Raw genomic sequence first — 15,543 nt, forward strand, 5'->3', positions numbered from 1 at the left:
TTGTTGAGAGCGCCTATTTCATGCTGACCAAAAACACCAGACCGGCCCGCCGCACTCCGGTACGTTCCGTGATTTCCCGCAAGCCTCTGGCCCTGGCCGTGGCCTCGATACTGGCGGTGGGTGCCGGGCAGGCCGAGGCCAGCAGCCCGCGCCCGTTCAGCCCGGAGTGGTTCGCCGCCGCCCGTGGCGCCGCGGCGCAGAACCGCGCCAATACCGCCCCCACCGCCCGGCCTCTGGCCCAGCAACGGCAAGCTCGCGAGCGCTTGCAACACTCGATCAACAATGTCGGCCGCACCGCCGCTGCCGTGGCCGCCCAGAGAGCGGCGCAGGAAGCGGCCCGCAAGGCCGCCCAACAGGCCGCGTCGAACATTCCCAACGGCCTCGGAGAAGGCGGCCTCAAGGTCGATGTGAACCCGGACACCGCCGGTTGGCTGGGCGCCAAGGATCCGACCCAGACCACCAAGGACGGCCACACCACCGTCCGCATCGAACAAACCGCCGACAAGGCCATCCTCAACTGGGAGACCTTCAACGTCGGCCGCGACACCACCGTGGACTTCGAGCAGCAGGCCAACTGGGCGGCGCTGAACCGGGTCAACGACCCCAACGCCCGCCCCAGCCAGATCCAGGGCCGGATCCAGGGCGACGGCACGGTGATGATCGTCAACCGCAATGGCGTGGTGTTCAGCGGCTCAAGCCAGGTCAATGTGCGCAACCTGGTGGCCGCTGCCGCCGACATCAGCGACCAGCAGTTCAGCGAACGCGGCCTGTACGTGGACACCAACGGCTCCCAGCCCACCTTCACCGACGCCGCTGGCAATGTGACGGTGGACGCCGGCGCCCGCATCACCACCCACGAACCGGAATCGGTGACCCAGGGCGGCGGCTATGTGCTGCTGATGGGCCGGGAGGTGAACAACGCCGGGGAAATCACCACCCGCCGGGGCCAGACCACCCTGGCCGCCGGTGAGGACTTCTACATCCGCAAGGGCGCGGGCACCGAAGCCAACCAGGCCTCCACCACCCGTGGCAACGAAGTGGCCAGCACCTGGGAAGCCGGCAGTGACGCCGGCACCGTCACCAATGAAGGCCTGATCGGGGCGCGGGAAGGGGACATCACCCTCACCGGTCACGACGTGCGCCAACAGGGCGTGGCCATGGCCACCACCACGGTGAACACCCGGGGTACCGTTCATCTGCTCAACTCGGCCAGCGACACCGAAGGCAAGGTGACCCTGGGCGAGGGGGCGGTGACCACGGTGGTGATCGAGGACGATGGCGAGACCGCCCTGGACAATCAGCGTGACGCCTTGATCGAGTCGTCGGCGGAACTGGATGGCCTGCGCGATGACATGATCACCGGCGCCTTCGACAACATCGGCCTGATGGCCGACCGCCGCGACCAGTCCCGGGTGGAGATCGTCTCCGGCGGCGATGTGGTGTTCGAGAAGGATTCCCTGACTCTGGCCACCGGCGGCCAGATCGCCGTGGACGCTGGCCGCCGCACCCACCTGAACGCGGGCTCGGAACTGGACGTGTCCGGCTCCGTGGGTGTGAAGGTGGCGATGGAATCCAACAACGTCCTGATCAACGTGCAGGGTAATGAGCAGCGGGATTCTCCGGACAACCGCGATAACGGCGGACTCAACAATGGCGATGTCTGGGTCGATCGCCGCAACCTGATCTTCGTGCCCGCCGGCACCGGCGGCTACGAGACGGATCGGTGGTATACCGCCGGCGGTCTGCTGGAAGTGAGCGGCTACCTGGATACCCAAGGCCACGGCATCGGGGAATGGTCGGCGGCGGGCGGCACCGTGCTGCTCGGCGGCAGCGAAGTGGTGACCCAGACTGGCTCGGCGGTGAACCTGTCCGGTGGCACCCTTGATGTGCAGACCGGCTACATCGCCAAAACCTGGCTCAAAGGAGCCGACGGCAGACTCTACGACGCCGCCAACGCCCCGGCGAGCATGCTTTACACGGGCATCTATCAGGGCTATGAACGGGTCAGCGAACGCTGGGGGCAGACCGATGCCTGGCGCAACCCGCTGATCGCGCCGGAGCGTCAACTGGAAAACGGCTACACGGTGGGCCGCGACGCCGGCACCCTGATCATCAACGCCCCCACCGCCGTGCTGGAGGGCGACATCGTCGCCGAAGTGTTCCAGGGCGAGCGCCAGAACCAGGCCCAGGACGCCGGGCGGGACAGCTACCAGCAAGCGCAGAACCGGGTGGTCCGCCGTGGCCGCCTGGCGGTGGGGCAATATGGCCAGTACGGCCTGGAAAACGCCTACGGCAGCGACATCCGCATCGGTGATTTCGACGACATCAGCGAACAGCTCACCCTGGAATCCGACCTCAGCGAACGGCTCAACACCGTCTGGTTGGACGCCGGCCGTTTGAATGAGCAACGCCTCGGCGGCTTGGATCTGGTGTCTGGGGGCAGCATTTCGGTGGAGAGTGATCTGACTCTGGCAGAGGGTGGACAGTTGAGTCTGGTGTCCGGGCAGGTGGCGGTGGATGCCACCGTCACCGCCCGGGGGGGCGATATCACGTTGACCAACATTCTGACACCTGACGGTGTTGTCAACACGACCCCGATTGCTCTCACGGATGAAGACAACAACAGCGAATTGCGTCTGACCGAAAACGGCCAGTTGGACGCCCGTGGCCTGTGGCACAACGGCCTGTTGGAAAGCGGTGAGAACTGGAAGCAGGCCTATGTGGATGGCGGCGATGTCACCATCGAAGGCACCCAGGATGTGACTTTGGCGGAAGGCAGCCTGGTTGATGTGTCTTCCGGGGCCGCCTTGAAGGCGGATGGGGAACTGCTGGGAGGGCGTGGCGGGGACATCACCCTGAGTGCCAGCGTGGCATTGAACAGCAGTATCGCCCCGGATGCCGCTTTGAGCACAAACGGTACCCTCAGAGGTTATGGCGTGGACGGCGGCGGCGTGCTGACCATTGGATCCGGGCAGGGTCAGGCCATTGTCCTCGGTGGCACGCCCGGGAATAGCGAAGAGGCTTCCGGCGAGGAACCGGCGTCGATGTTGAGGCTGGATGAGGCGTTGCTGCAAAGCGGCTTCAGTGCCTATGACATCAACGGCCGTGGAGGCTTGACGGTGTCCGGAGGCGCTGATCTGGCGGTGATGATGCCGGTTTTGCGTCGTACGGATCAGGCCGCGCGGGCCAATAGCCTTAACCAGGCTTTGGAACTCTGGCTGCCACCGCTCTATCTGGAGGACCCCCTGGCCGGCACCGCGCAACAGCGCCGAGGCGCCAGCCTGACCTTGACCTCGGAACGGCGTGGTGTTTTCGGCGACATTCAGGTTCAGAGTGGGGCTGAAATCAGCGTCGATCCGGGGCAGTCCATAGTGATTTCCGGTGGCAACACCGTTGCCGTGGAAGGCACCCTGAGAGCGCCCGGCGGAGAAATCGCCATTCTTTCGAGCTCTCATCCGGGCACCGAAGGGACCCTGGTGATCGGCGAGACGGCGGTGCTGGACGCGGCGGGCCGGGCCTATGTGATGACCGGGCCGGCCGGGCGCCGTTATGGTGAAGTCTGGGATGGCGGCACCGTGACTCTCGGCGCGTACCGCCCCGAGGAGATGAACAGCGGCACGGGTTTTCTTGAGTTGAGCGATGCGTTCGTGGTGGTACGCGAAGGCGCTTTGATCGACGTATCCGGTACCCGCGCGGATCTGGATCTGGGACGATCCGGATTGACTTCGGTGGCGAGTTCGGGAGGCGGTCTGGCGATGCGCTCCACATCGGGTATCTATTTCGACGGTACCCTTCGTGCCGATGCCGGCGGCAAGGGCGTCGGCGGAGGCCGCCTTGAGATGATGCTCGAGGGCAACGCCATCCATACCTCGGATCCCGACGATCCGCGTGCGGTTCTACGTAATATCACCATCAGTCAGAACGGTGATTCCGGTTACGGCGAGGAACTGGCTTTTGGCCGGGCTCGCATCGCGGTGAATGATCTTGAGAGCATGGGGATCGACCATCTCGCCCTCTGGGCCCGGGACGGCATTCTGTTCGATGGGGACACCGAGTTGGCGCTGGGCGGCAGTTTATCCCTGTCCGCGGCTACCCTGGCGGCGGCTCCGGACACGCCAGCGATCAGTGTGGCATTGGATGCCCCCTATGTGACCCTGGCGGGCCGGACCACTTTGCCTTCCAGTGCTGATGGCGGCGGTATTTTCCCCCGTCTCGATTACGATAACTGGGCGCCGTTATCGGCAGCGACGTCTGATTCCAGCCGTTTCACGGTGACCGCGGATCTTATTGATCTGGGGGAAGGCGCTCTGACATTCGGGGCCCAGGGACGCTATGAAACGCCCGCCGGGTATGCCGAGGTGGATCTACCGGGTTTTGCCTCCGTGACGTTACACAGCCGCGGTGATATCCGCCTTACCAACGCGGACGTGATGACCGGCAAAGAACTGCGTTTTATCTCCGAGCGATTGTACCCCACCACGCACAGCTCGAACCTGATCCGTGTGGGGCTCAGCGGTGAAGGGCGTGATGCTGATCCGATCGAAGATGCGGTGTTGCGTTTCGAAAGAGAAGGGGAAGGGGACGTGGCGGCGCCACTGTCCGCGTTCGGCTTCCTTACCCTGCAGGCGCCGCGAATCGAGCAGGCCGGCGTGCTATTGGCACCGTTGGGAAGGATCGACTTCTCCCGGGATGGGACGGAACGGAATCTGAAGTACAACACGTCTCCCCGGTATTTCAGCAATCTGGACATGGACGTGCAGCTCGAGGCCGGCAGTATCACCTCGATCAGCGCCGCCGGTTTAGTGTTGCCCTACGGTTATACCGCCGACGGATTGAAATACTTCTATAACGGTTCCGAGGTGGTTTACGACAGGTCCGGTGGCGCTGGCAGCCAAGGTGATGAACAGTCTCAGAGGGCCTGGGGCGGCATCTACTTCGATTCCCGAACCTTCGCGGCCAGCGAGGGCGCCGTGGTCGACGTCAGTGCCGGCGGAGAGCTGAGAGGCGTGGGGTTCACCTCCGGACGGGGCGGATCCGTGGACATCCTTAATACCGCTCTGGTCAATGCGTCCCCCTGGCACGCTGGTGACAGCAATGCCCGGGTTTACGCTATCGTCCCCGGTCTGGCCGAGGGCCAGGCCCCTCTCGACCCGGCCCTGGATACGGGTTCCAAGGTGGGACAACAGATCACCATTGGCGACGGTGTGCCCGGCCTGGCGGCGGGCACCTATACTCTGCTTCCAGCGGAATACGCCTTGATGCCCGGCGGGTTCCGGGTGGAACTGGGGAGTGACGCCGCCCAATACGCCGTACCCGGTATTGCCACGGCGGCCCCGGGTGTGTATCGGACCGCGGTGGAAACCACCAATGCCCTTACCGGGGCAGCCGGAAAACTGCCGTTATGGGCTTCGGTGATGTCCGGCGATACGGTGCGCCGCTACGCCAGCTATAACGAAACCACCTTGTCCCAATGGATGGCCACGCAGTTGGCGCGTTTCGGTGATACCTCGATCATGCAGCCTTTGCTTCCGGAACAGGCTCGGCCGCTGGTGTTCGATTTCACCAATGCGGAGCTGACCGGGAAGGCGGCCTTCCAATTCGCGGGAACCCTGGTGAACGAACGGGTGGAGGGCGGCCGTGGTGGATTGATCTCGTTCCATGGCAACCACCTGGAAGTACTGGGTGAGGGCAGTGACGGCACGGATGACCGTGTTTCCCTCGATGCCGACCAATTGAACGATCTGGACGCCAGCGTGCTGGCCTTGGGTTTGACACCACCCGGGGCCACTGGAACTGCGCGCTCATCGGGTAGCACGACAGTGCGCTCCGGGGCCACTTTGCGCGCCGGGACTCTGTTGCTGGCCGGTAATGGCGCGGACGCGGTGGTGGTGGAATCCGGCGCGGTCCTGGACAGCCGGGAACGGGGTGCGGCCGGCTGGACCGCGGAAAATGGTTTTCTGATCGACACTGATAGTGGTACCGGTCTGCTGGTGATCAGTAACGATCTGATGCAGCTCGGCGCGGCCGAAGGTCCTGGCAGTGTGCGCATCGAGGATGGGGCGGCGCTGCACGGCGAAGGCACCGTGGCGCTGGCGGCGCCCGGCGGTATCACCGTCGGCGATATCGATCTGAGCGCAAAGGATCTGCTGCTCTCGCTGGAAGACATTAATATTGGCACCAACGACGCCTTGGCCGAGGCGGAGGCGAGGGGTGTGCTGTCCGACGGCTGGCGGCTGAACCAAGGTATCCTGGATGGTTTGCTCGCTTTGGGGGAACTGGAGAGCTTCAGTCTGCAGGCGGCCGGCGCCATTAATTTCTTCGGTCCCGTGACTTTGGATACCTACGACCCCGCCACCGGCGAATCCCGCGCCGCCCTGCGTTTTATCTCCCCGGCCATTTACGGTCTGGGCGGTGAAGGCGACACCGTGACGATCCGTACCGACAGCTTCAATTGGAGCGGGCTGGGTGAAAATCGGGGGACCCCTTTCGTTCCGGATTATGTCTCGGTGACGCCGGGCGAGGTTATCGATGGCGGCGCGGGGACCGGCAGCGGCGGCTTCCTGGTGGACGCCAATGAAGTGGTGTTTGGCTTCAATGGTCTGGTGGGCGATCAAACCGCCAACGCCACCCTGGAGCGTCTGATGCTGGGCTTCGGTGAGGTCACTTTCCAGGCGCGGGAAAGGATCACCAGCGACCTGTACGGTGCTTTGTCCGTTTACCGGCAGGATAGCGATGGCACACGCAGCGGCGGTAATCTGACCCTGAGCTCCCCGGTGCTCACCGGCCAGGCCGGTTCCGAAATGACCTACCGGACCGGCGGCAACCTGCTGGTTACCCGGCCTGCCGATGCAGCCGCCGTGGACCCGGCGGACCTGGATCTGGGCGCTCAACTGACCTTGGAAGGCAACAGTGTCCGTGTCGAGGGCAGCATCATCGCCCCCAGCGGCAAGGTGGCCATCGAAGCCACCGAGGATCTGCTGCTGGCCGACGGCAGCCTGATCAACGTGGCCGGCCGGGCGGTGGAGTTCTTCGATGTCACCCGGTACAGCTTCGGTGGCGCGGTCAGCCTGGAAAGCGTTGAAGGCAATGTCCAGCAGGTCGCGGGCTCCCGTATCGATGTGTCCGCGCCATACAGCGACGCGGGCAAACTGGAAGCCACCGCCGTCAACGGCACCGTGGACCTGGCTGGTGAGCTGGTTGCCCGTAATCCAGGGGAGGACCCGGAAGGGGAGGGCGAAGGCGGCACCCTACGTATCAAGGCCAATACCTTGCCCGGTTTCGTGGCGCTCAATCAACGCCTCACCGACGGCGGCTTTGATTACCTGCGCGGCTTCGAAACCAACGAAGGCGACCTGACTCTGGACGAGGAAGTCCGCGCCCGCCATATCGAGGCCACCACCAATGGCGGCGACCTGATCGTCAACGGCAATCTGCGTGCCGGTGGTAAGTACGCCGGCAGTATCTACCTGGCCGCCGCCAATGATCTACGGGTGGAGGACAGCGCGACCCTGGACGCCAGTGGCGACACCCTGAAAGTGGATAGTCATGGTGACCCCATCGAGGGCAGCAACCGGGCCATCATCAACCTGACCAGCCGGGACGGCCGTTTGGCGCTGGGCGATAACGCCACTCTGGATGTGGGCGCTGGTGGCGAAGCCCGTGGCACCATCGACCTGAATGCCCACCGCCTGGGCGATCCATCTGAAACATCGGCAACGGGTAATGACGTAGCGGTGGATGCCGGTGACAACCTGACGGTGAACGGCGCCAAGCGGGTGTCGGTGAACGGATTCTGGACCTACGATGACGCCCCGGATGATCCTGAGAACAAAAACACCCAGGTTGTCGACCAGGATTGGTTGGATAAAACGAAAGAGAGAGTGCCTGAAGGTGAGGAAGAAAATCCGCATTGGGATGGTCTTGATGGTGTCCATGAGCATAGCAAGGACTTCATCAACGCGGCCCTGGCCAACGACGAGTTGCAACAGCGCTTGGTGAGCCTGAAAGACGCCGCCGGCGAGGTCTTCTCTCTGCGCCCGGGCGTGGAGATCGTCTCCGCCACCGAGGACGGCAATCTGCGTATCGATGGTGATCTGGATTTTGCCGGATACCGCTACGGACCGGACGCCGATGATGCTGTGTACGGTAGCGGCACCGCCGGGGTGTTCGTGATGCGCGCCGGGGGTGACCTTGATGTGAATGGCAATGTCACCGATGGTTTCTATCGGCCACCGACCACTCCGGATGACAGATATCCCGTTGATTTCGAACTGCCCGACGGACTGCTGGATAATCGCGGCCAATTAACGGAGAGCTACACTTTGTCCGAGCAGCTGATCCTGGCTGCCGGCTGGAATTTGGGCGTTGTATATGACACGGGTGGCACTCTGCCTTTTGATCTGACTGTGACTAGGCATCTGCAATTGATGAATGCCGATGCCCAGGTTCCCGTCGATATCACCGTGAACAATCGCACAAGATTGGCTAACACGACCCTGGATCAAGGCGTCATTTTGCTCTCGGAACCAGTAACGGATGCCCGGACCGGGGTGACCTACAGTGATGTGATCGACGCCGGTACGACCCTTGGAATGATCACTTTGCCGGTGGGGTCGGTAGTTCGGGCGGGGAGCGCATTTTCCGGAAGAGCTGTTGCTATTAGCTTTGACGGCGCTGTTGTCATCCCGGCGGGGAACGAGTTGGCTGGCTTGGGAGTCTCGAGTGCGGATGAATTCAATAGCCCCATCGAGTTGAACGTCGGCGATACGCTGCCCGCCGGGTTGGCTGTCTCCTCATTCGGCGGTGGCGAGCAGGAACAGATCATCTGGCCGCTGGCGGCGCTGTTGCCGGAAGGAATGCAAAGCTGGGATCTGAAGCTGGTCGCCGGCGCGGACCTGGCCGCGGCGGACCGCCGTTCAACACTCGAGGGTAGCGAAGGTGACCTGACGCTGAGTAACCCCTACCAGGTGAGACATCATTCGGGGAGCGCCGATACGCTGGAGGGAATCAGTGTGATCCGTACCGGCAGCGGTGACCTGGAGTTGATCGCTGCCCGGGATTATCAGCAGGAGACCCCCTTCGGGGTCTATACCGCCGGAACCGCGGTGGAGGCCGTGGAGGCGCCGGATAAACAGCGGGACCCCGCCACGCTGCCGGGTAGTGGCAGTGGCTACCGGGAAGTGGCCGAACAAAGTGGCGGTTTCTATGCCTCCGGCGGCGGCAACGTGCTGGTGAGCGCGGGCCGGGATATGAGGGGCAACACTTACTCGCGAAAGGGACAGATTTCCGACTGGCTGTGGACCTGGAGTGATCCGGAGAGCGGCGCCCTGGCCTGGTGGCTCAATACCGGCAGTTATGGTGCCGCTGACGAGCTGATTGCCTTTGACGGTATCGGTACTCTCGGTGGCGGTAATCTCTCTGTATCGGTAGGCGGGGACTTTGGCGTGTATTCCTATGGCCCGAGTGATGGCAGCGCCAGACCGGGCGGCTTGTCGCTGGCGGTAGGCTCCACTGGTTGGGAAAATGCCGATGGCGAAGGGCGCAAGTATGGCGGTGGCGACTTAAGGCTGGAAGTAGGGGGCGTGGTCAACAGCTGGGAGGCTAGAGGGACCGACACCTTGGGGGAAACAGATGGATATACAGCGAATCTGCGCGGCGATGTGCTGCTGCGGGCCGGAGCCGTCGGCCAGATTTGGCACACTTATGCTGTTGCCAATAACACCACGGATCCCCGGCCGGATGAGAATCTGCTACTGGTTGACCGGAGAGTTCATGGTGGATTACGTCTGATGCTGGGCGATGCCCAGGCCCGGGTACACACCTACGGTGACCAGATTGTCAACGCGGAGAACCTGAACAGCGGCGATGTGAAGCTGTGGACCGAACTGACCGAGGGTATGCTGTTCAGTGCCGGCGGGAATATGGGGTTAGGAGCAGTATCAAATGACGCCATACTTCTTCCCGCCCGTTTCAGTGTGGTCGCCGCGGAGGGCACGATTTATGGCAATGCTAGCACTCCTAGTAATTCCCCTTTGGGATCAGTGGCCGACACCTCCGCGGATGGGTGGCTGGAATTTCTGGCCGGAGACGCCATCTACAACCTGGGGCTGTCTTCAGCCTATGACCCGGATTTGCTCGGTACAGAGGTATCCCCCGCGCGGTTCTATGCCCGTGATGGCGATATCTACCAGCTCTACTATGGCTACTATGGCATCCGGAGTGAGCGTCTTATCAATCAGGCCGGGCGTCCGGCTCATGTTCGCGCCGGCCGGGATATCGTTGAATATGGGGGCGCAACCGCGGGGGGCCAGCCATCGGCGCTGGGGCACTATGGGCCGACGGACGTCTCGATCATCGAGGCGGGGCGCGATCTGATTCACATCAACACCAAAGTGATGGGCGAAGGCACGCTGGAACTGACCGCGGGACGCGGCTTCTATCAGGCAGATCGGGGGCAGATTCGTACTCTCGGGGCTTTTGGTGATGTCGTCGGCGGTGATCAGAACGGCGGCGCTGACATCGTCATCAATGTCGGCATGGGCGCGTCCGGCCCGGATTATCAGGCGCTCATCGATCGCTATCTGGATCCGGCCAATCTGGCCGAGGCCGGAAGGCCTCTGGCCGAGCAACCGGACAAGGTCGTCAAGGTGTACGACGAAGAACTGAGGGTCTGGCTGGAACAGCGTTTCGGGCTAACGGGTCTGGACCTCACCGATGCCCTGGCCTATTTCCAGAATCTGGCACCGGAGCAGCAGCGTATCTTCTTGCGCGAGCTCTATTACGCGGAACTGCGGGAAGGGGGACGGGAGTACACGGATTCCGAAGGACCCCGTTTCGGCAGCTACCTGCGTGGCCGCCGCATGATCGAGACACTGTTGCCGGAGATGGACAGCGAGGCCGGCACCTCGGGCTATGAAGGCGACTTCACCATGTTCACCACCCGGGACGGAAGCACCGAGCGCTCCGGTCTGATCCGCACCGAAGCCGGCGGCGACATCCAGATGCTGGTGCCCGGCGGTGATTTGATCATCGGCCTGGAATCGGTGCGCCCGGAGAGCGGCGACAATGGCATCCTCACTCAGGGCAGCGGCGATATTCAGCTGTTCAGCCAGGGCGATATCGCGCTGGGCCTGTCCCGCATCATGACCACCTACGGCGGCGACATCTTCGCCTGGTCCAACGCCGGTGACATCAACGCCGGCCGCGGCGCCAAGACCACCTTGGTGTACACCCCGCCGCGCCGCACTTACGACGATCTGGGTAATGTGACGCTGTCGCCGTCCGTGCCAAGCACTGGCGCGGGCATCGCCACCCTGGCTCCGATTCCGGAAGTGCCGCCGGGGGATATCGATCTGATCGCGCCGCTGGGCGTGATCGATGCTGGTGAGGCGGGTATTCGCGTGTCTGGCAGCATCAACGTGGCGGCGTTGCAGGTGGTGAACGCGGAAAACATCCAGGTGCAAGGGGAGTCCACCGGCTTGCCGGCGGTGGCGGCGGTGAACGTGGGGGCTCTGACCAGCGCCAGCAATGCCGCTTCCAGCGCGGTGCAGGCGGCGGAGCAGGTGGGCCGGCGCTATCAGCAGAACCAGCCTTCCATTATCAGCGTGGAAATTCTCGGTTACGGCCAGGAACGGCTGGAAGCGGGAGGCGACCGGACCAGCGCCGCCCCGGCCTCCCGGCCTGGAGAGGGCATGGTACAGGTGTTGGGGGCGGGGCCGTTGTCGGAGAACCAGACGGGCATGTTGACGCCCGCTGAGCGCCGGGGACTCAAGTCGCGCTGATCATCTCCGTTGAACCCCGGAGCAAGCCCGCTCCGGGGACATTGCCAGGAGGCACAAGGATGTTCTACGACCGTGACGCGGCCAGTCAGATATTGGCGATGACCCGGGTGACCACGCTGGCGCGCCTGCATGCCGCCACCACGTATCTGATTCAGATGCACGGGTTTCGCTTTTACTATTTTTCGCTGCGTGGGCAGCATGCGCTGACAGGCCGCGACCCGGTCACCTTGCACAATTTGCCGGTCAATGGCCGCCGGCCTGAAATGGATAGAGAGCCGGATCAGGATCCCCTCGCTCATTACGCCGCTACTCGTACCCTGCCCATGGATTGGAAGCAGATCATGGCGCTGCCCGGTTACCAGCACCGGGGTTATCTGCGCGTCATGGCGGCGCGGGCCCAACACGGACTATTAAGTGGTTGCACCGTGCCCTTGAGTCAGGCCAGTGGCGTTTTGGCGCGGCTGGATTTGATCTGTGATCATGATGACGAGGAAGCGGATCTCTGTATTCGCCGCTACCTGCCATACGCTTCTTTGCTGGGACAGGTCCTGTTGGATAAAACCCGGGGTCTGACCCGGCAAGAAGACGACGACCTGATGGAGCTCGATGGCGGCACACCGCTCACTCAACGGGAACGGGAGTGTTTGCTTTGGGCCAGTGAAGGCAAGACCAACGCGGAAATCGGTGCGCTGCTCGGCATCAGCGAACGTACCGTGGTGTATCACGTTCACCATGCCTGTGAAAAACTCCATGCCCGCAATCGCCAACACGCGGTCACCAAGGCCATCCTGTCTCGAAAGCTGTTTGGTCCCACCAGTGACAGTTCTCGGCTGGTTGGTAACATGGTGTAGCGCTTGTCGCTGATCGAAGGCGATCACATATCCTTTCATTCCCAACTCCAACCACGAATCCGCTGTGGGAGCGGCCTTGGCCGCGAATTATTTCTCCTGGCGCTGGCAATTCGCTTGCAAGCAAGCTTCCCACAGCGGCTTCGAATTCACCCCAAAGAGCGGCCTTTTTTGCTTTGCCAATTACAGCAATCTTATCCGCCAATTTATGACCTTCTGTCACATCTCTTCCCTGTTCGACAGCGGCCGAACCCGGGATGCAAGCGGGGTTCATAAAAGACAACGAAAAACCGGTTACAAACTGCTGGAAACAACAAAGCCGTGACAAGAAAACGTCGCCTGACCGACCGGTAATATTCCCTGAAATGAAAAGGTTTGGAAACGCGCCCTCTTTAGTGTGGTTCATGCGGTTCGCCGCACTTCGTTGCAATCGAATTAGACACCAAGAGGGTATTGTTGTTATGAACGCCATGATCAAGAAGGCAGCCTTGGCTGCCGCTATCGCTTCCGCTCCTTTCGCCGCTTCCGCCACCGATCTGGTAGGCGGTGGTGCCTCCCTGCCGGCTCTGGCTTATATCGGCGCTGATTTCACCCTGACCAGCCCGCAAGCCCGTCTGTCCACCAACGCGGGTTTGACCGCGGGTGCCGGTTATCTGGAATCTTTCGTTGGTATCGGTTCCATTTTCGATGAATATGAATTAAGCACCGGTAATACCGCTTCCTACTGCCAAACCGGAAGCGGCACGGGCCGCCGCGTTCTGCTCGGTGCTCCGGGCTGGTCCGCATCTGGTGACTGCCGGGACTACAGCGCTTCCCCCGCCGGTTTCAGCGGCCTGAATGCACTGCCTGATTTTGCCGGTTCTGATGCTCCGCTGAACGCGAGTGACATCGCTACCTTCCAGAATGGCAATCAAGCCACCCGCGATAATCTGGTACAGGTGCCTGCTCTGGGTGCATTGATCGGTCTGCCGGTGAACGTTGAGGATAACTTTGGCAACCCGATCACCAATGTGAATCTGACCACCAAGCAAGTGTGCGACATCTTCAGTGGGGATGCTCAGGTCTGGACCGATGTGGGCGTCAGCTCCTCCGACCCGATCACCATGGTGGTCCGTACCGATGAGAGCGGCACGGTTTTCGCCACGACCCAGTACTTTGCCGCTAACTGTAACGTTAACTATGGTGATGCTTTCGTCACTTCAGAAGACTTCACCGATTCCTACGGTCCTTCCGATTACAACTCCAGTGTTACCGCCAGCGGTAACGGTGGTGTGGTTGCCGCGGTAGCCGCCAACAGCGGGTCCATCGGTTTCGCCAACTTCGCCAACGTGGATGAGGCCGGTCTGGCCTATGCCTTGATCGAAGGGCACGATCCCGCTACCGCCTCCTCTGTAGGGTACGCTACTGGCGATCTGCTGCCGGATACCGTTCTGGGTGCTGTTGACCCGTCCACCGGTCTGCCGACCACGCAATCCCTGGCTTCCATTGATCCGGCCCTGGCCGAAGGGTGTCTGACAGTGATCAATCCGGCGGCCCAACTGGAAGGTGACTATCCGATTGCCGCCGTCACCAACCTGCTGACCTACACCGACAACAACGTGGATCCGGCGGCGACCCGGGATCTGTTCAAGGAAGTGATCAGCGGCTCTTCCGCTCTGCCGGTAGGCTTTGCCCGCCTGGCCAGCGGTATCCAAACCGCATCTGAAAACATCATCGACACCTGCATCAACTAAGCACCATATCCGGTCCTGACCGGAGGGGGCGCCCCAGGAGGGCGCCCCTTTTTTGTAAAGGCTGTACCCAGTCATCCCGGAGTAGAGAGTTCAATGGCTTAAGGCCATTGAACGCCCCCTGCGGGGCATCCAAACGGTGCTCTAAGCACCGTTGTGTGGCCCGGGATCTCCGTCTGAAGGGCGCGGCTTTGTAGAGGAAGAAGGAGATGCCGGATCAAGTTAGGCATGACATGAGGGCTGTGGGAAGATTGCTTGCAAGCGAATATTTCGACGGGCCGAGAATAAACATGCCGAGGCTTTTACCCGCTTCAGTCGCCCCCGCCACCCTGCGAATCAAACTGCACTGGCAGGCCTTCCAGTGGCAACTGCCGGGAAAGGATCGCCCGGGTCACCGCATGCTGACGATTACGGGCACGCAGTTTCCGGCAGGCGTTGCTGATGTGGTAGACCACGGTGCGTTCGGTGATGCCCAGGCGCTGGCCGATTTCGTTGTTGGTGTGGCCGGCGCTGGCCCATACCAGGCATTCCCGTTCGCGGCTGTTGAGCGCTTCGGCGCAATGGGCTTCACGTTGTTGTGCTGTGGTGGTGCCATCCTGGCCGCGCAGTGTGCGAGTGCGTTCCAGGATCACGTTGCCGAGCAACAGGGCATAGGGCAGGAACTGATGAACATGGTCCCAGGCGCGCTCGCCGTCTTCTTCGCTGATCAGGTTGAAACGGGCATGCAGCCCGCCGATGGCCAGGGGGACGGTGCAGCCGGAGGCCATGCCGTGGTGGGCACGCAGGATCATGACGCGGCGTTGCTCGCCGGTGTCGTAGTCCGGCAGGGTCATGAGGGACCGCCAGTCCAAGGGTAACTGGTGGTTCAGGGCATAGTGGACCAGCGGGTCGGTATTGATCAGGTGCTCGTCCCGGTAAAGTTGAACCCAGTCGTCGGCCAGATTATGCAGACGCAGCGGTTCTGGCTGGTTCAGAGATACCGTGCTGTTGATGACAAAAAAATAGCGTTGGAAGCCGTGTTCACGAATGAAGTACTCCACCGCGGTGTGCAAACGTGTAAGACGTGTAAGGCGGGTGATGGCCAGGATCTGGGCCACCACGCTTTTGTCGTAGAACATCCCCCTGAGCCTTCCCTGTGGTTTATGGGTGTTCGTTTTATGATTTTGATTCTCGGATTTTCATAAC

General features: G+C 62.1%; 5 protein-coding genes. 4 read left to right on the forward strand and 1 reads right to left on the reverse strand.

Annotated features, from left to right (window positions below; all coding sequences use genetic code 11):
• Window positions 1–20 precede the first annotated feature (20 nt).
• From CRO06_RS10125 to CRO06_RS10135, 4 genes are all read left to right on the forward strand, one after another.
• Window positions 21–11,780, forward strand: a complete 11,760-nt coding sequence (locus CRO06_RS10125; RefSeq protein WP_097058366.1) for a filamentous haemagglutinin family protein — start codon at window positions 21–23, stop codon at window positions 11,778–11,780.
• A gap of 59 nt (window positions 11,781–11,839) precedes the next feature.
• Window positions 11,840–12,631, forward strand: coding sequence for a LuxR family transcriptional regulator (locus CRO06_RS10130; RefSeq protein WP_097058367.1), 792 nt, complete (start codon window positions 11,840–11,842; stop codon window positions 12,629–12,631).
• 76 nt (window positions 12,632–12,707) lie between these two features.
• Complete coding sequence (locus CRO06_RS20055; protein ID WP_159660031.1) at window positions 12,708–12,953, forward strand: hypothetical protein; 246 nt, start codon at window positions 12,708–12,710, stop codon at window positions 12,951–12,953.
• 136 nt (window positions 12,954–13,089) lie between these two features.
• Window positions 13,090–14,361: a PstS family phosphate ABC transporter substrate-binding protein gene (locus CRO06_RS10135; protein ID WP_179746562.1), complete on the forward strand. Its 1,272-nt coding sequence runs from the start codon at window positions 13,090–13,092 to the stop codon at window positions 14,359–14,361.
• A gap of 308 nt (window positions 14,362–14,669) precedes the next feature.
• Here the strand turns inward: CRO06_RS10135 and CRO06_RS10140 are convergent, their stop codons facing one another.
• Entirely contained in the window at window positions 14,670–15,476 is an 807-nt protein-coding gene (locus tag CRO06_RS10140; protein ID WP_022994171.1) for a LuxR family transcriptional regulator, read from the reverse strand.
• Between the last annotated feature and the right edge of the window lie 67 nt (window positions 15,477–15,543).

This window comes from Alloalcanivorax xenomutans, assembly GCF_900217905.1.
In the GTDB taxonomy this organism is placed as follows: domain Bacteria; phylum Pseudomonadota; class Gammaproteobacteria; order Pseudomonadales; family Alcanivoracaceae; genus Alloalcanivorax; species Alloalcanivorax xenomutans.

What these genes read in the sequence shown, in the direction of transcription:
- CRO06_RS10135 (WP_179746562.1), top strand. Translation starts at nt 13,090, where the DNA reads ATGAACGCCATGATCAAGAAGGCAGCCTTGGCTGCCGCTATCGCTTCC.
- CRO06_RS10130 (WP_097058367.1), top strand. Translation starts at nt 11,840, where the DNA reads ATGTTCTACGACCGTGACGCGGCCAGTCAGATATTGGCGATGACCCGG.
- CRO06_RS10125 (WP_097058366.1), top strand. Translation starts at nt 21, where the DNA reads ATGCTGACCAAAAACACCAGACCGGCCCGCCGCACTCCGGTACGTTCC.
- CRO06_RS10140 (WP_022994171.1), bottom strand. Translation starts at nt 15,476, where the DNA reads ATGTTCTACGACAAAAGCGTGGTGGCCCAGATCCTGGCCATCACCCGC.